The following is a 15571-nucleotide window of genomic DNA, read 5'->3' as shown; positions in this document are numbered from 1 at the left end:
TGTAATGAAAAGAATTATCTGCTGTTGCATTTTTATACTCACATTACACCTATATTCTTTTGCACAAAACAATAATAATGGCATTATAAGAGGCAAAGTAGTTGAGCAGGAAGGTGGACTTCCCATTCCCTTTGCAGTAGTGGCTGTTTCAGAAAATAATGCTGAACAGCCATTATTTACTTTCCAGACTGATGAAAATGGTCTTTTTAAATTTACTAACCTTAAACCGGGCACTTATAAATTAAAGGTAAGCTATGTAAGCTACACTCCTTTAATCGTTAATGAGATTGCCATTACCGCAGCAAGTCCCGATAAAAACCTGGGATTACTGAAATTAGCCTCCAGTCAAAATAACTTAAACGAAGTAGTAATTACCCAAGATAAACCTGTTATAGAAATAGGGGCAGATGTAATTACTTATAATGTAGGCTCAAGTATACTTGCCGAGGGTAGCACAGCTACAGATTTATTAAAAGAAGTTCCCATGGTTCAGGTAGATATAGATGGCAATGCAACCATAGCTGGTAAAAGGAGTACCAGAGTTTTTATAGATGGCAAGCCGTCTGATTATATGACTTCCAATATAGCCGATCTTTTAAATGTACTGCCATCTGATGCTATAGAAAAGATAGAGGTGATGACCAATCCACCGGCCAAATATTCTGCTGATGGCGAAGGGATCATTAACATTGTAATGAAAAAAGGCTTTAAGGTAGGCTTTAATGGCAATGTAAGTATTTCTGCAGGCTTACAAGGCAACACCAATGCCAATGCCAATGCATCATACAAAGGGCAAAACTATAACCTTTCACTAGGAGGAGCCTACCGTAAAAATGTGGGCAAAAGCAATAGTGAAAGCTACCGTACTAATTTTTTCCCTGATACAACCTTTTATTATAACCAGTTTAATCAGGCCAATTCAAAAAGCGATGGTGGTAACTTCAGAACATCTTTAGACTGGGATATTACCAAACAGCAAAACTTAAGGGTTACCGCAAGCTTTAATCTTAATAATGGCGATAACGAATCGGGAAATGATTTTTACTATATCAGTGAAGAAAATATTACCAAGCGTTTGCGCAACCAAATAAACACTGGCAATACCAGTAGCAATAACTTTGTATTCAATACAGATTATAACTTTAAATTAGACACCATTGGCAGTAAATTAAGTGCAGGTATTACTGTAGGCACAAACAGCAACAATTCTTTGCGGAGTTTCCATCGATCTTATGCCTTTCCTGCAAATTTAAATCCTACTTTACAGCAAAATGATAACGAAATAGGCAATCGCAATATCAATTTCAATCTCGATTACGACAAGCCTGTATTTAACAAAAGAGATCGCCTAGAGTTTGGTATAGCTTATAACTATCGTAAAAACGACAATAACCAGCTCGTAGAAGATTACAATTTTAAGACACAGCAGTATAATACTAACATAAAGCTAAGTAATCAGTTCTTTTATAATGAGAACATATTAGCTGCTTACGGTTCGTACAATTACCGTAAAAACGGCTGGTCTGCAAAGGCTGCCTTACGTTCAGAATATACCAATGTTAACTTCGATCTGTCAACCGGGCAAACTTACAATGTAGATCCTTATTTCAGCTTTTTCCCTTCTCTATCATTAAACAGATACTTTAGAAAACGTTACAATATTGGCTTAAGTTATAGTGTACGTATTAACCGCCCCCGTGAAAATGCTTTAAATCCACAGATCAATAACGCAGATACACTGAATATTTCTTACGGAAATCCTCATCTTAATCCTTCATTTACTCATCAGGTAGATCTTACATTTGGTGTATTTGGTAAAAACTGGTCTTTTACACCCCGTTTATCCTATTCAACCGCTAAAGGTGTAATAGAGCGTTATCGTTTTGTAAAATCTAATGGGGTTTCAGAAAGCACTTTTGATAATGTGGGGTCAAACGATAACATGTCTTTAATGCTAATTGGTAATTACAGGCCTACAAAAACCATCTCTGCAAATGGCAATTTTGGTGTATTCAGAAGCAAGTACCGTTCAGACATCAACAACAGCCTAAACAAAGAAGGGGTCAGTATCAGATCAAGAATAGGTTTTTCTGCTCAGTTACCTTATAAAACGGCTTTTGAAGCAAGTTTAAGCTACAACAATAATGTAAATGCTCAGGGGCGTAATAAAGGTTCTGTAAATACAAGTTTCGGATTACGTAAATCTTTCTTAAAAAACAATCTGATTGCTCGTATCAGTGCCAATGATCCTTTCAGGGCTAGCCATACAAGTACTTACAGCGAAGGTCTCAATTTCTATTCTCAAAGCTATGGAGTTAGCAATAGCAACAACGTTACCTTTTCGTTAACATGGCGTTTTACCAGAATAAAAACTAACAAGGTTGAAATACCCCCACCCCCTAAAAATTAAGCATTCAGTTACCAACAATATGGTGCTGTAAAAGCTTTTACGTATCTTGCGGCCATGAACAATAATAACCCCTGGCAAACGCTGGGCAGTAAAAATATATACCAAAACAACTGGATTAGCCTAACCGAATATCAGGTTATAAACCCTGCCGGTAATGAAGGTATTTATGGTGTTGTTCACTTTAAAAATATTGCAATTGGTATCTTACCGCTAGATCAAGATCACAACACCTGGTTGGTGGGTCAGTTCAGATATGCTCTAAATGCCTATAGCTGGGAAATCCCGGAAGGTGGAGGACCGTTGGATATTGATCCTGTAGAAAGTGCAAAAAGAGAATTATTAGAAGAAACTGGTTTGCATGCTCAACAATTTACAGAAATACAACGTATGCATTTATCAAATTCTGTAAGCAATGAAAGTGCTATTATTTATATTGCGCAAGGCCTTAGCCAAGGCATAGCAGAGCCAGAAGAAACGGAAGACCTGCAAGTCAAAAAAATCCCTTTCGAACAGGCTTACCAAATGGTACTCAACAATGAAATAACCGACAGCATGAGTGTAGCTGCTATCTTAAAAACCCGCTTATTGATGCAACAAGGTTTAATTTAATCTGACAAATTATGAATAAGATATTAGGTATCATTTTAACCCCTATTTTTTACCTGTTATTTGGACTTTTTTTATGCATATTTCACCCCGTACAATGGATATGCTATAAATTATTTGGCTATAAGGCACATAAAAAATCTGTTGACTATCTAAATTTCTGTCTTACTTATTGTAATCTATTCTTGCTAAACAGTGTCAGCTTTAAGAACGAGCAGAACTTGCCTGTTGATCAACCTATCATCTTTGTGGCCAATCACCAAAGTATGTATGATATACCTGCACTGATTTGGTTTTTACGTAAGTTTCAACCTAAATTTATTTCTAAAATAGAACTGACAAAAGGAATTCCATCTATTTCATTTAATCTTAAATATGGGGGCGGAGCCAATATTGACCGTAAAGACAGTAAACAGGCTATTGGAGAAATCATCAAATTGGGCCGCCGTTTAAAAGAAAACAACTGGAGTACGGTTATTTTTGCTGAAGGAACACGTGCAAGAGATGGTAAAATGAAACCTTTTCAGGTAGGCGGTATAGCTACGCTTTTAAAAACCACACCCAATGCTTTAATTGTACCTGTTGCCATTGAAAACTCCTGGAAAATTGTACAATATGGTTCTTATCCGTTAAATGCCTTACTCAATCTGAGATGGACCGTTTTAGCTCCTGTTGAACGCGAAGGCAAAACCACGGATGAAATTGTATTGGAAACCGAAAATGCAATAAGAGAACAATTAAATCAACCCCGCCGCAGCTAATATTAAAGGGGTTATAATCTTAAATATTTTTCCCATCAATATGCTTAAAGAATTCGTCCCGGTAGGTGTCCCCTATCGGAATAATTTTTGATGCAATACTAATCCGGCTACGCTCAATACTCTCAATCTTATCTAAAGCAATGATATAAGATTTGTGCACACGCATAAAATTGCTCTTGGGCAAAGTTTCTTCCATCTTTTTCATGCTTTGCAAAGTAATGATACGCTCGTTATTGGTAAAAATAGAGATATAATCTTTCAGTCCCTCTATGTAGAGTATATCCTCTAGTTCTATTTTTTGAATCTTATGCTCGGTTTTAACAAAAATATAATCCTGAATTGCATTGGCAGGAGGTGTATTTACCGGACTAACTATCGGAGCAGCCTGCTGTTCGGCTGGTTTAGAGTTACCATTGTTCTCCAGTTTTTCACGTAGGTTACGCACCTTTTCTACTGCTTTGTAAAAACGATCAAAAGCAATCGGTTTCAGTAAGTAATCAGAAACATTTAAGTCGTAGCTTTCTAATGCATACTGCGAGTAAGCTGTTGTTAAAATATAATCTGCCTTATTACCTGCTATCTTTAAAAACTGTATACCTGTAAGCTCAGGCATCTGAATATCTAAAAAAACAAGGTCTATACCACCTTCATTTACAACTTGTAATGCTTCAATAGCATTTTCGGTACGTTTTACCAGCTTTAAGAAAGGTACTTTAGAAATATAGTCCTCTAAAATATCGAGCGCCAAAGGCTCATCATCAACCGCAATGCATTTTAAAATCATAGATCAAGCATAAGTTCTGTTGTATAATGTGTAGCCGTATTTACAATATTTAGTTTATACCGGTCAGGATATAACAGTTGCAGCCTACGTTCTACGTTATTTAAGCCAACACCGCCTATGGCATCTTTATTGGCTTTACTTTTTTTATTGGTTACGCTAAAATGAAGAATTTTTTGATTAGCAACAATATTTATTCTTATCGGGTCGCTATGGTCATTTGCCACCCCATGTTTAAAGGCATTTTCAACGAAAGAAATCAAAATTAATGGCACGATCTTTTGTCCGTCAATTTCGCCATGTATGGTAACTTCTACAGCCGCTCCATCTTTAAACCGCAATCTTTGCAGATCAACAAAGCTTTGCACATACTCTACCTCTTTATTTAAACTTACCCAACTGTCGTTACTTTCATAAATCATATACCGCATAATTTCTGAAAGCTTGAGGATAGCGTCTGCTGTCTTATCAGATTTTTGGTAAGCCAACGAATAAATATTATTTAGAGAGTTAAACAAGAAATGCGGGTTTAACTGCGATTTTAAAAACTGCAGTTCCATATCTTTTTTTTCTGTTTCTAAATTACGCCTGATGCGCATATTAGAGAACCAGTCTGTAGCAAATTTGATGATACAGGACGAAACCAGAAAGAACCCACCACTAAATATGCTATTAACTACATAAGTAGTAATAGATAAAGTTTCTGTTTTGCCTTGTCTGGTATATTGCAGGATTTCCTCGGGATTAAGTACCGCAACCACAGCTTTAATCAAAGTAACAACACCTAGCAATACCACAAAACAAATAAAGTAAACCCAATAACGTTTACGCTTGATGATCAATTCGGGCATCAGATAAATATAATTGATATAGAACATCGATATGTTCAATAATCCATATATACCTATACTGATCAGATAATCTTTAAGCGAGTGGTCTTTTGGTGAAAAAAATATAAGTAAAGCAATAATAAGAGAGATGATTCCCCAATAAATGCAGTTCAATACAATTGATGCCTTGCTATTTTCTGTCATAACATATAAAAACGAATGCTTACTAAGCTAACCTTTTAACCTATATTTTTCTTATGCTTTCGACCAACTGGCATTTTTTTTCTACCAAAAGGCTCTATCATTCAATTATCAGTAAAAGTACCAATAATGGGCATTTATCTATAATTTTTTACGCTTGGTCTAAAACATTTTTGCAGCATTTTTTTAATTATTCTCTTTGTTATGTAAAACAAAAACAATTTTTTACCAAAGCAAATAAAGCCATGAAAAGATTATCAAACGTTTCGCCTTTTTTATTACTGTTATTTCCGGTAATTATGGTTATGCTTTTAGGCATTACCCTAAACTCTGCAAACGATAATCAGGATACTGATATAGTAGTAAAAACAAATACACCTGCAAAAACAGTGGTTAAAATAGCTTCATCTCTTTTAAAATAATGAACAACTTTGCCATACAAACCGTTGACCTCAGTTACAATTTTGGCAGCCAGGTCATTATTAAAGATTTAAACTTAAATGTACCTAAAGGAAGCATTTACGGGTTTTTAGGCCCAAATGGTGCGGGTAAAACCACAACCATAAAGATTTTGCTCAACCTGTTACGTACACCTAATGATACGGTATTTATTTTTGGCAAAGACATTAATACGCACCGTATAGAATGTCTGAAAAAAATGGGTTCTCTGGTAGAACAGCCCGCTATTTACGGACATTTAACCGGTAAAGAAAATTTACGTAACAGAGCATTGCTTTTAGGCATTCGCAAATCAAAATGTGATGAGCTTTTAAAGCTTGTAGGGCTAAACGATGCAGCAAATAAAAAAGCTGGTAAATACTCTTTAGGAATGAAACAACGCTTGGGTATTGCACTGGCATTATTATCAGACCCAGATCTGCTGCTGTTAGATGAACCTACTAACGGATTAGATCCTAACGGAATTATTGAGATCAGGAATTTAATGATAGAGCTGGCCGAAAAGCACCAGAAAACTATTCTAGTATCGAGCCATTTACTTGCCGAAATTGAAAAAACAGCTACTCATATTGGTATCATCAATAAGGGCGCCTTACTTTTTCAGGGAGAAGTAAGTGAACTGCGTAATCTTAATAAACCTGCTCTTAAAATAGAAACCAATAACAATAATCTTTCCATCCAGATCTTAGCTCAAAAAGGTATAGAGATTTTACGTAAAGATACTGGCAGCATTTATCTTACTTACCAGGACAAAACAAATATTGCTCAAATCAATGCCTTACTTGTAACCAATGGCATAGATGTTTATGGTATAGGAACGGAGAATAAAGACCTCGAGAATTTATTTTTAGATATTACCTCAAAAAATTAACCGTTTATGAAGCAGTTTTACATCGCACTTCTTTCTGAGTTTTATAAATCACGCAAGACTTTAGCCTTTTGGGCTGCCATTATACTTCCTGTCTTAATTTGTGGTTCAATTACATTAGGTTTTTATTTCAATGCCGAAAAAATCTTAAAGTCCAACTATCCGGGCATGATATTATGGGCTCAGTTTAGTGGTGCTTCACTGAATATCATGGGTTTGCTGATCTTGCCATTTTATGTAATCTTTATGGCTTTCTCCATAAATAACATTGAGCATAAGAATGATACCTGGAAAACGCTGTTTTCCCAACCTTTAAATAAGTTCTCAATCTATGCAGCCAAATATGCTTATGCAGTTCTGCTCATTTTTATCTGTCTGCTCCTGTTCTTCGGCATTACTTATCTATCGGGATATTTATTACAGAGCCTAATACCTGAATACACTTTTAAAGACTATAACCCAAGTATTATTCTTTCTAAATTTTACACCCGTCTTTTCTTTTCATCCTTAGGTATATTGTCTATCCAGTTTATTTTAAGCTTAATCTGGTCAGATTTTCTAAAGCCGATGGGTATTGGTTTTGTAGGAACCATTATGGGCATCATTACGGCTAATGTACAATGGAAATATGCACAATATATCGCATATGCCATACCTACAATTACATTACGCTCAGCAAAACCCAAGGGTAGCAACCCCGAAGATTTCCAGATATTCAGCAATGATATTTATATTAGTATAGCTTATGGTGTATTGCTATTTATTATCGGTTATTTCATCTTAACCAAAAAGAATATAAAATAATTTCTATTTACCTAAGCCTGCAAAACTACTTATTTGCAGGCTTAGGTATCATAATAAGGCTTTCATGCCCTCCATTATCTACGCTTTGAACACCAAATAGGTAATTATCTTTAGAGTAGCCTAATAAGGCTTCATTACCTTTTACAAAGATTTTTCTTTCCCAAACAGGGTTGGTGGTTTCCCTCATGAGCACATAGTAGCCAAAAGGTTCTTTTCCTTTAGGTTTATCCCATTTTAACTGGGTTTTATTGGTTAAACCACCTGTTATAATTTTTACATTTTCAGGCTCCTGTACAGACAAAGCTAGATTTGCCATTGTCGATAAGTTTAAACGTGTAACTTTCTGCAAATAAATATAATCCAAAAATTCAGGTAAATCTCCATATTGCTTTCCATTCTCAACCCTCACATTCTGGTGTTGTTTATCAAAATCCTCATTCATTTCGGTAACTCTTACTGCAGTAAAGCCCTGTGCAGAAAAAGGAGTATGATCCCCCCCACGCAAAAACCGATCTCTTCTATAAATCAGTTTTACATCTAATTGATCCACATAACGTTCAGCTATTTCCTTAATGTATCTGGCAGCTTGTCTTGCTGTACCGTCATTATCATATCCGGTAGAATATCTCAATGCAGCCTGTTCTTTGGTTTCTGCCGGTGACACACCCTCACTAAAAATCCTTACGCTCCTGTTATCTCGTATATTGGTTTCAGAGCTGTAAGAATTACCTACAATATCATTGTTCAATAAAAGATGAACTTTCCATCCTTCATCCTTTGCTTTTTTAGCTAAATGAGTAGCACCATATAGCCCTTGTTCTTCACCTACAAAAGCAATGAAAACCAAGGTTGCATTAAATTGGTATTTACTTAAAACGCGGCAGCTTTCTAAAACCGCTGCCACTCCTGAGGCATCGTCATTTGCACCAGGTGCAAAGTCTTTAATGTTCATTACATCAGTAACCCTCGAGTCATAATGTCCCGAAATCATGATCAGACGTTTATCTGTTGTATCTGTTCCTGGTAAAACAGCCATTACATTTTTTAGTACCGTTTCCTGGCTCACACGTCTTCCGTCTGCAGGTTGTACAAAACTATCAAAACTAACCTTTAATCTTCCTCCGCTATTTTTAGCATATCGCTCAAACTCTGTTTTAATCCAGTTTCGGGCAGAACCTATGCCTGTTGTTTTGTTTAAGGTATCGCTTAGCGTATGACGGGTATTGAAAGACACCAGTTTTCTAACTAAGCTCTCAAGATTCTGATTAGAAACTTCCTCTACCATTTGTACAATCTGAGGGTCTTTATTTTGGGTAGTCTGTGCCTTTGCATTAAAAATAAGGACAAAAAGTGCAAATAGTACTATTGATATTCTTCTATTCTTCATGACATGGTTTTTCTTAAAGTTAAATGATAGGTTATTTACTGCATCATAAAAACTGTAAAATTCTGAATAGATAGTTAAAACAAGCTTACATAAAATGTAAATTCACATTAAAAATTAAATTAGCTGAATTAGCTAAAACCAAAAACTAATTATATGTTCAAAAAATTTACGACTACCACCACACTGGCTTTTGTTGCTTGTTTTGCTGCTTTGGCACAAGAGCCTGTGAACAACGCTGCTGTTCAGAAGATCAGAACAGAAGGGCTAGAAAAATCAAAAGCAATGGAAATTGCTTATAAGATTACAGATGTTGCAGGTCCACGTTTGTCAAATTCGCCGGGCTTAAAAAGAGCGCAAGACTGGGCTGTAAAATATTTCAATGAAATTGGCTTAAAAAATGTGCATTTAGAAGCTTGGGGAGATTTTGGTAAAGGATGGCAGGTTGACAAATACTATGCTGCAACCACCAAACCTTTTTACCGTCCTATTATTGGTTATCCTAAAGCATGGACACCAGGCACAAATGGGCCTATCAAATCTGAAGTTATCTTAATCAAAGCTGATACGGTAACTGATTTAAACAAATATAAAGGCAAACTGGCTGGCAAAATTGTTATGATTGAGTCTGTTGCCATCCAACCTTTAAAAAACTCCTACACTCCTGATGTAGTACGTTATACAGACGAAAAATTAGCCGAAATGGCTGCTCAGCAACCTGCAGCTGAAGGACAGGGAAATCGTCCTCAGAGATCGGGAAACAACCAAATGGCTATGATGATGAGAATGCGTCAGAACAGAGCTGCCATTAACGAAGCATTGCTACAAGAAAATGTAGGCCTAATCTTAACTTATGCACGTGGTAGCTATGGTACGTTTTTTACCAGCAACGGGGCATCATATGCTTTAGATGCTAAACCCGTTTCTCCTGAACTTGAAATCTCTGCCGAAGATTACTTACACGTTTTAAGATTATTACGTGGTGGTGAAAAAGTTGAAATTGAAGCTGATATAAAAACTTCTTTCTATAATGATGACCCTAAAGGTTATAATGTAGTTGGTGAAATTCCAGGTACAGATCCTAAATTGAAAAGTGAGATTGTAATGATAGGCGGTCACTTTGATTCATGGCATGCAGGTACTGGCGCTACAGATAATGCTGCCGGCTCTACTGTAATGATCGAAGCTATGCGTATTTTAAAAGCTATTGATTTTAAACCTAAACGCACCATCAGAATTGCATTATGGAGTTCTGAGGAACAGGGTTTATTTGGTTCAAGAGGATATGTTAAACAACATTTTGCAGATCCTGCAACCATGGCTGTAAAACCTGAGCATGAAAAACTAAGCGCTTACTATAACTTAGATAACGGAACAGGTACTATTAGAGGAGTATATTTACAAGGAAATGCCGCTGTAAAAGATATCTTCCAATCTTGGTTAAATCCGTTTGAAGACTTAGGTGCAAAAACCATAACCATTGGCAACACAGGTGGTACAGACCACTTAGCTTTTGATGCAGTTGGATTACCTGGTTTCCAGTTTATTCAGGATCCTATGGACTACAACACCCGAACCCACCACTCAAATCAGGATACTTATGATCGCTTAGTTGAAGATGATCTTAAAAAATCAGCAACCATTGTAGCATCTTTTGTTTATCACACATCAGAAAGAGCACAAAAAATACCTCGCAAGGAAATGCCTAAACCGGCACCTGCAAGACAATAAAAGCGAAGAGGCTGGTTAATACCAGCCTCTTTTTTTTGCACAACCAACTAATGTTTAACACAGGTTAAGAGAAAAAAATCTTATAATGCATAATTTCTGCTAACGAATTATACTTTAACTTCTGTCTCAGATTCTTTCTATGGGTAAAAATAGTGTGATAAGATAAAAATAACCGATCGGCAATTTTACGAGAGCTATATCCTTGTAGTAGATATGAGAGCACTAATTTTTCCATTTTTGTTAAAGTGTTGAATTTACTCGTACACTTTTTCAGTTCAATATTTTCATTAACAATATCTTTGAAGCGTTTAATGTAAAAAGTCAGTTCTTCTATTTCAACTTCCAGGCTAATAGTGGCTTTTTGCTGATCTGCAATGTAAATATTCAACTCGGGTTCATTGCAACCGGTTTCCTGTTTATGAGCCAGCCAGCTAACATTTAATAGGCTGCTCTTGAGTACTTTTGTACTTTCTTCTAAAGATTGAAGAATATTCTTATACATATACATTTAGTTAGAAATAGATACAGCTTTTAACTGATGAGCAGTTTATAATTTTGACATCATCCTAATTTGCCTGTTAAGTTTAACAAAGCTATCACTTAAAAGAATAAGCGTTTTTCAACAAAACACCTTAAGCAAAAAGGTATTTTTACGGTATTGCATACAGCAATTAAACCCTTGTGTGCATTACATCCTTTAAGCACTTTTAGCAAATCTTTATATATATTTAAAACCACTAATTATTACTTAAAACAATGAAGAGATTAACCGCAGACGGAATACCATTTGACGAGGCCAAAACGATGGTAAACAATTTCCTTACTAAACAGGAAAAAGATGTTAACGGCAATTATGCCAATACAATAGCTGTTTGGTTTAGTTTAGAACAGCTCAATGAAATGGTAATCAGATTAAATGAAGAACAGAGAACAACTGCAGCTATAAGTCCTGGCAAAGAAACAGACGGAGTACGTATTTATTTTGCCAATTATGGTGAAAACCCTCCGGCTGAATACCCTGAATACACCAATAGAAATACTGTGGTATTTGTATCAACACATAAAGACATTGATATACCCGAAAAGCATATCGATTATTTTTCTGAAGATAAATTATTTAACAACGGTGGTATTATAAAAATGTCTCCTCAAAACAGAGGAATGCTATGTCCTCCTGACAAAGGATGTGACTGCGATAGCGAAATTTATACAGAAGAAAACAAACCTCTTTGCCCTTTTGAATAATGTCTGAAGTAAACCTTCTTCTTGAATTCATATGTTTTGCTATGGCATTATACTTTTTAAAGGGTAATAATGATAAATTTGCGCTTTTTACAAAGCTATATCTAGGTCTGGTATGTGTCACAGAAATATCGGGTTTCATGTGGAAGTTATACACGAACAAATCCAATGTGTGGATTTATAACATTTATATTTTATTTGAGGTTCTGTATGTGAGTTTCGGTTTATACCATTTTATAAAACCATTTAAAAAGAACGCCAGACCTCTGTATATCTCCGCCTATTTTGTCTTTATAGCAGTATATCTATATGGAGTATTTACCCGTGGTGCTTTTAAATTCCAAACTACTGCAATTATGGTAGCATCGGTATTGATTGTATTTCTATGTTTATATTATTATTACAATTTAATGAAAAGCGATAAGATCATATCTATAAGAAACAGTTTTGGTTTTTGGTGGGTGGCAGCCGTGTTATTTTTCTATTTTGGCAGCACAGTTTATAATTTGTTCATGAACGTAATTTTTAGCAATAAGCCGTTTGCATATGAAATTTTAGTCTATATTATGCTAACTTTAAATGCTATACTTTATGGTATTTGGTCTTATTCATTTATATGCAGTTCTCGTCATCAGAAATTGTTAACATCATCATATTAGCTACCTGTGTATTCTTAATTGCACCGGTTTTTCTACTTATTTATATTAAGGAGTATTTACGCAAGAAAAGAGTTCACGAAGAAGAAAAGGTAACATTAAACCAAAAATTTGAAGCTGAAGTTTTAAAAACCCGTATAGAAGTACAGGAACAAACCATGCAAACCATAGCAGCTGATCTACATGATAATATTGGTCAGCTGCTTAGTTTAACTGCGTTAAACCTGAATTCCATCAATATTGAACATACTGAAAAAGCCAGGCAAAAAATAAATAACTCAATAGAGTTGATTAACAATTCAATCAGAGAACTCAGAGCACTGGCTAAATTGATGCAGGCCGAAAACATATTGATGATGGGTTTAGGGTCTGCCTTACAGCAAGAATTTAATCATATAGAAAAAACAGGTCGCTATCAGTTAATCATTAGCAATCAGCTTTTGGAGATCAATTTTGCTTCTCCACAAAAAGACCTGATTCTTCTAAGACTTGTACAGGAAATCTTTAATAACATTATTAAGCACTCAAACGCAAATCATATAACCGTAAACATACAATTAATAGAAAACCACCTTGATATAATTATAACAGATGATGGTATAGGCTTTGATGTTAACCAGACCGGATACAATGGCTTAGGCCTAAGCTCTATACGCAAGCGTGTGGAAATGGTGCAGGGGACATTAAATATCAACTCTGCTGTTAATCAGGGTACTTCTATTCATATAAAACTACTTTATCCTTAATTTCATGTCTGATAAAAAAATTTCAATAGCAGTTGTAGATGACCATACTTTATTTAGATCGGGTTTAGCCAGCCTGCTTAACGAATTTGATGATATTTCTATTTCTTTTGAAGCCGAAAACGGCATAGACTTTCAGGATAAAATAAAATTCCATTCTCATGTACAACTGGTTTTAATGGATATCAATATGCCGCTAATGGATGGATATGAAACCACAAAATGGATTAAAAACAATTATCCCCATATACTGGTTTTAGCATTAAGCATGTTTGATAATGAAAAAGAGATTATTGGCATGCTAAAAGCAGGTGCAGGCGGTTATCTGGTTAAAGAATCAAAACCTGTTGACCTACATTTAGCCATAGTAACAATGGTTGAAAAAGGGTTCTATGTGAATGAGCTGGTTTCTGGCAGGCTCCTTACTTCACTCAAGAACGACAAACTAACCCCTCATTTTACAGAAAAGGAATTGGCTTTCTTACAGTTTTGCAGCTCAGAACTTACTTACAAAGAAATTGCCGATAAAATGGGTGTAAGCCCACGAACCGTAGATAATTACAGAGAAGCTCTGTTTGCCAAACTTAATATCAAATCAAGAACAGGTCTGGTGGTATATGCAATTAAAAATGGCCTGATTAGTATTTAGTAAATATCAAATTCCTGATGACGAGCGGGTATTTCTACATTTTTGTACCCTACAGCCAATAGTTTTTGCCTGAATATCTGTTGCACTTCATATTCTCCATGAACCAAAAACAATGTTTTAACTCTAGAGGGGTCCTGGTTTGAGATAAATTTTAAAAGATCCTGGTAATCGCCATGCGCACTCATAGACTGAATACTGGCAACCTCAGCAACCACGTTAAAAAGTTCACCGTATATGCTTACCTGCGTTGCCCCGTTCTTTAATCTTCCTCCTAAAGAGTTTGGCTCACAATAACCCACCATTAAAATGGTATTCTTATGATCTCCTATATTATTTTTAATATGATGTTTTACTCTTCCAGCCTCGGCCATACCCGAAGCAGAAATAATAATACAAGGCTCCTCAAGATAATTCAGGGCTTTTGAATCTTCTACATCATCTATATAAGTTAAACCCGGAAATTCAAAAGGATTATCATCTACTTTTAAAACATCCAATACTTCGTCACTATAACCCTCTCTGTGATTTTCTACAATACTTGTCGCCTTTGCTGATAGTGGGCTATCCACAAATACCTTTACATGTGGCAGTTTGCCTTCAAGGCTCAGATTATTCAGCACAAATAAGATTTCCTGAGTGCGGCCTACACTAAATGCCGGTATAATGAGCTTTCCTTTTTTCTCTACACAGGTTTTCAGTACCACTTCCAATAAAGCTTTATCTGTAGGTTGTGCATCTTCATGCAACTTATCGCCATAAGTAGATTCCAATAAAATATAATCAGCCTGTGCAAAAGCTTGTGGCGGGCGTAATAGCATATCTCCATATTGGCCTACGTCACCACTAAAAGAAAGCTTGGTAGATTTACTCTCGTTCTGTATCGTTAAATGTACTGATGCGCTTCCAATAATGTGACCTGCATCGAGAAATCTTACGCTAACACCAGACAATATTTCAGTTTCTGTATCATAAGGCACTTTTTCAAAGAAACTCATCGCATATAATACGTCCTGCTCATCATATAAAGGTTGCTCTAAAGGTAAGCCTCTTTTAAGCAATTTCTTATTCTTATATTTCAAATCTCCTGCTTGGATCTTGGCAGAATCAAGCAGTAATATCTTACTCAGTTCGCTGGTGGCCGGCGTACAAAAAATCTTTCCTTTAAAACCTTGTGCCACTAAACGGGGTATTAAACCGCAATGATCAATATGTGCGTGAGAAAGCACCAGCACATTTACTTCTGCGGGGTTAAAACCAAAACTTTCATTTAGTTCTTCTGTTTCATGCCCCATGCCTTGAAACATGCCACAATCCAATAATATTTTCTGCCCATTATCTAAAGTTATCAGATGCTTAGAACCGGTAACATTCCTGGCAGCCCCATGAAAAGCTATTTTCATTATGTTAAATTTTTACTTCATTCAATAATAACAAAAAAATATAAAA

The 15571-nt window shown here is 35.7% G+C and carries 16 protein-coding genes; 11 read left to right on the top strand and 5 right to left on the bottom strand.

The window, feature by feature from the left end:
• The first annotated feature begins 4 nt into the window (after nucleotides 1–4).
• The 3 genes from MMF97_RS04865 to MMF97_RS04855 are packed head-to-tail and all read left to right on the top strand — an operon-like array spanning nucleotide 5 to nucleotide 3777.
• On the top strand, nucleotides 5–2410 hold the full coding sequence (locus MMF97_RS04865; protein ID WP_243360104.1) for an outer membrane beta-barrel protein: 2406 nt from the start codon (nucleotides 5–7) through the stop codon (nucleotides 2408–2410).
• 54 nt (nucleotides 2411–2464) lie between these two features.
• Nucleotides 2465–3019 (top strand): NUDIX domain-containing protein, encoded by a 555-nt coding sequence (locus tag MMF97_RS04860; protein WP_243360102.1) that lies wholly within the window; start codon nucleotides 2465–2467, stop codon nucleotides 3017–3019.
• Nucleotides 3020–3030: 11 nt separating this feature from the next.
• A complete protein-coding gene (locus MMF97_RS04855) occupies nucleotides 3031–3777 on the top strand; it encodes a lysophospholipid acyltransferase family protein (RefSeq protein ID WP_243360100.1) in 747 nt (248 codons plus the stop codon).
• A gap of 19 nt (nucleotides 3778–3796) precedes the next feature.
• On the opposite strand, the gene MMF97_RS04850 is transcribed toward MMF97_RS04855, so the two are convergent.
• Together MMF97_RS04850 and MMF97_RS04845 are read right to left on the bottom strand one after the other, a co-directional pair.
• Nucleotides 3797–4561 carry a LytR/AlgR family response regulator transcription factor gene (locus MMF97_RS04850; RefSeq protein WP_243360098.1) on the bottom strand — a complete coding sequence of 255 codons (765 nt, stop codon included), beginning with the start codon at nucleotides 4559–4561 and terminating at the stop codon, nucleotides 3797–3799.
• Nucleotides 4558–5592: a sensor histidine kinase gene (locus MMF97_RS04845; RefSeq protein WP_243360096.1), complete on the bottom strand. Its 1035-nt coding sequence runs from the start codon at nucleotides 5590–5592 to the stop codon at nucleotides 4558–4560. Before MMF97_RS04845 ends, MMF97_RS04850 begins: the two co-directional genes overlap by 4 nt.
• Before the next feature lie 242 nt (nucleotides 5593–5834).
• On the opposite strand from MMF97_RS04845, the gene MMF97_RS04840 reads away from it, so the two are divergent.
• Genes MMF97_RS04840 through MMF97_RS04830 form a run of 3 tightly spaced genes read left to right on the top strand, consistent with a single transcriptional unit; the run spans nucleotide 5835 to nucleotide 7720 of the window.
• The gene (locus tag MMF97_RS04840; RefSeq protein ID WP_243360089.1) at nucleotides 5835–6011 is read left to right on the top strand and encodes a hypothetical protein; all 177 of its coding nucleotides are present in this window, start codon (nucleotides 5835–5837) and stop codon (nucleotides 6009–6011) included.
• Entirely contained in the window at nucleotides 6011–6919 is a 909-nt protein-coding gene (locus MMF97_RS04835) for an ABC transporter ATP-binding protein (protein WP_243360088.1), read from the top strand. The genes MMF97_RS04840 and MMF97_RS04835 overlap by 1 nt, the downstream gene beginning before the upstream one ends.
• A gap of 6 nt (nucleotides 6920–6925) precedes the next feature.
• Nucleotides 6926–7720 (top strand): ABC transporter permease, encoded by a 795-nt coding sequence (locus MMF97_RS04830; protein ID WP_243360078.1) that lies wholly within the window; start codon nucleotides 6926–6928, stop codon nucleotides 7718–7720.
• 25 nt (nucleotides 7721–7745) lie between these two features.
• Here the strand turns inward: MMF97_RS04830 and MMF97_RS04825 are convergent, their stop codons facing one another.
• Nucleotides 7746–9107 (bottom strand): M20/M25/M40 family metallo-hydrolase, encoded by a 1362-nt coding sequence (locus MMF97_RS04825; protein ID WP_243360076.1) that lies wholly within the window; start codon nucleotides 9105–9107, stop codon nucleotides 7746–7748.
• A gap of 153 nt (nucleotides 9108–9260) precedes the next feature.
• Between MMF97_RS04825 and MMF97_RS04820 the strand changes: the two genes are divergently transcribed.
• Nucleotides 9261–10835 (top strand): M28 family metallopeptidase, encoded by a 1575-nt coding sequence (locus MMF97_RS04820; RefSeq protein ID WP_243360074.1) that lies wholly within the window; start codon nucleotides 9261–9263, stop codon nucleotides 10833–10835.
• Nucleotides 10836–10899: 64 nt separating this feature from the next.
• On the opposite strand, the gene MMF97_RS04815 is transcribed toward MMF97_RS04820, so the two are convergent.
• On the bottom strand, nucleotides 10900–11337 hold the full coding sequence (locus MMF97_RS04815) for a helix-turn-helix transcriptional regulator (protein ID WP_243360072.1): 438 nt from the start codon (nucleotides 11335–11337) through the stop codon (nucleotides 10900–10902).
• 254 nt (nucleotides 11338–11591) lie between these two features.
• Between MMF97_RS04815 and MMF97_RS04810 the strand changes: the two genes are divergently transcribed.
• Genes MMF97_RS04810 through MMF97_RS04795 form a run of 4 tightly spaced genes read left to right on the top strand, consistent with a single transcriptional unit; the run spans nucleotide 11592 to nucleotide 14125 of the window.
• Nucleotides 11592–12080, top strand: a complete 489-nt coding sequence (locus tag MMF97_RS04810; RefSeq protein ID WP_243360071.1) for a hypothetical protein — start codon at nucleotides 11592–11594, stop codon at nucleotides 12078–12080.
• 41 nt (nucleotides 12081–12121) lie between these two features.
• Nucleotides 12122–12736, top strand: a complete 615-nt coding sequence (locus MMF97_RS04805; protein ID WP_243360069.1) for a hypothetical protein — start codon at nucleotides 12122–12124, stop codon at nucleotides 12734–12736.
• The gene (locus tag MMF97_RS04800; protein ID WP_243360067.1) at nucleotides 12694–13479 is read left to right on the top strand and encodes a sensor histidine kinase; all 786 of its coding nucleotides are present in this window, start codon (nucleotides 12694–12696) and stop codon (nucleotides 13477–13479) included. The genes MMF97_RS04805 and MMF97_RS04800 overlap by 43 nt, the downstream gene beginning before the upstream one ends.
• Before the next feature lie 4 nt (nucleotides 13480–13483).
• On the top strand, nucleotides 13484–14125 hold the full coding sequence (locus MMF97_RS04795) for a response regulator transcription factor (RefSeq protein WP_243360065.1): 642 nt from the start codon (nucleotides 13484–13486) through the stop codon (nucleotides 14123–14125).
• Here the strand turns inward: MMF97_RS04795 and MMF97_RS04790 are convergent.
• Nucleotides 14122–15525, bottom strand: a complete 1404-nt coding sequence (locus MMF97_RS04790) for an MBL fold metallo-hydrolase (protein WP_243360064.1) — start codon at nucleotides 15523–15525, stop codon at nucleotides 14122–14124. The two genes, MMF97_RS04795 and MMF97_RS04790, sit on opposite strands and share 4 nt — an antisense overlap.
• Nucleotides 15526–15571: the final 46 nt, after the last annotated feature.

Source organism: Pedobacter montanisoli, from assembly GCF_022809115.1.
Lineage (GTDB): Bacteria > Bacteroidota > Bacteroidia > Sphingobacteriales > Sphingobacteriaceae > Pedobacter > Pedobacter montanisoli.
The sequence above is the reverse complement of the archived record's forward strand: the minus strand, read 5'-3'. Positions and strand labels throughout refer to the sequence as shown.

Excerpts from the sequence above, each read along its gene's own strand:
- MMF97_RS04865 (WP_243360104.1), top strand. The coding sequence starts at position 5 with ATGAAAAGAATTATCTGCTGTTGCATTTTTATACTCACATTACACCTA.
- MMF97_RS04860 (WP_243360102.1), top strand. The coding sequence starts at position 2,465 with ATGAACAATAATAACCCCTGGCAAACGCTGGGCAGTAAAAATATATAC.
- MMF97_RS04855 (WP_243360100.1), top strand. The coding sequence starts at position 3,031 with ATGAATAAGATATTAGGTATCATTTTAACCCCTATTTTTTACCTGTTA.
- MMF97_RS04850 (WP_243360098.1), bottom strand. The coding sequence starts at position 4,561 with ATGATTTTAAAATGCATTGCGGTTGATGATGAGCCTTTGGCGCTCGAT.
- MMF97_RS04845 (WP_243360096.1), bottom strand. The coding sequence starts at position 5,592 with ATGACAGAAAATAGCAAGGCATCAATTGTATTGAACTGCATTTATTGG.
- MMF97_RS04840 (WP_243360089.1), top strand. The coding sequence starts at position 5,835 with ATGAAAAGATTATCAAACGTTTCGCCTTTTTTATTACTGTTATTTCCG.
- MMF97_RS04835 (WP_243360088.1), top strand. The coding sequence starts at position 6,011 with ATGAACAACTTTGCCATACAAACCGTTGACCTCAGTTACAATTTTGGC.
- MMF97_RS04830 (WP_243360078.1), top strand. The coding sequence starts at position 6,926 with ATGAAGCAGTTTTACATCGCACTTCTTTCTGAGTTTTATAAATCACGC.
- MMF97_RS04825 (WP_243360076.1), bottom strand. The coding sequence starts at position 9,107 with ATGAAGAATAGAAGAATATCAATAGTACTATTTGCACTTTTTGTCCTT.
- MMF97_RS04820 (WP_243360074.1), top strand. The coding sequence starts at position 9,261 with ATGTTCAAAAAATTTACGACTACCACCACACTGGCTTTTGTTGCTTGT.
- MMF97_RS04815 (WP_243360072.1), bottom strand. The coding sequence starts at position 11,337 with ATGTATAAGAATATTCTTCAATCTTTAGAAGAAAGTACAAAAGTACTC.
- MMF97_RS04810 (WP_243360071.1), top strand. The coding sequence starts at position 11,592 with ATGAAGAGATTAACCGCAGACGGAATACCATTTGACGAGGCCAAAACG.
- MMF97_RS04805 (WP_243360069.1), top strand. The coding sequence starts at position 12,122 with ATGGCATTATACTTTTTAAAGGGTAATAATGATAAATTTGCGCTTTTT.
- MMF97_RS04800 (WP_243360067.1), top strand. The coding sequence starts at position 12,694 with ATGCAGTTCTCGTCATCAGAAATTGTTAACATCATCATATTAGCTACC.
- MMF97_RS04795 (WP_243360065.1), top strand. The coding sequence starts at position 13,484 with ATGTCTGATAAAAAAATTTCAATAGCAGTTGTAGATGACCATACTTTA.
- MMF97_RS04790 (WP_243360064.1), bottom strand. The coding sequence starts at position 15,525 with ATGAAAATAGCTTTTCATGGGGCTGCCAGGAATGTTACCGGTTCTAAG.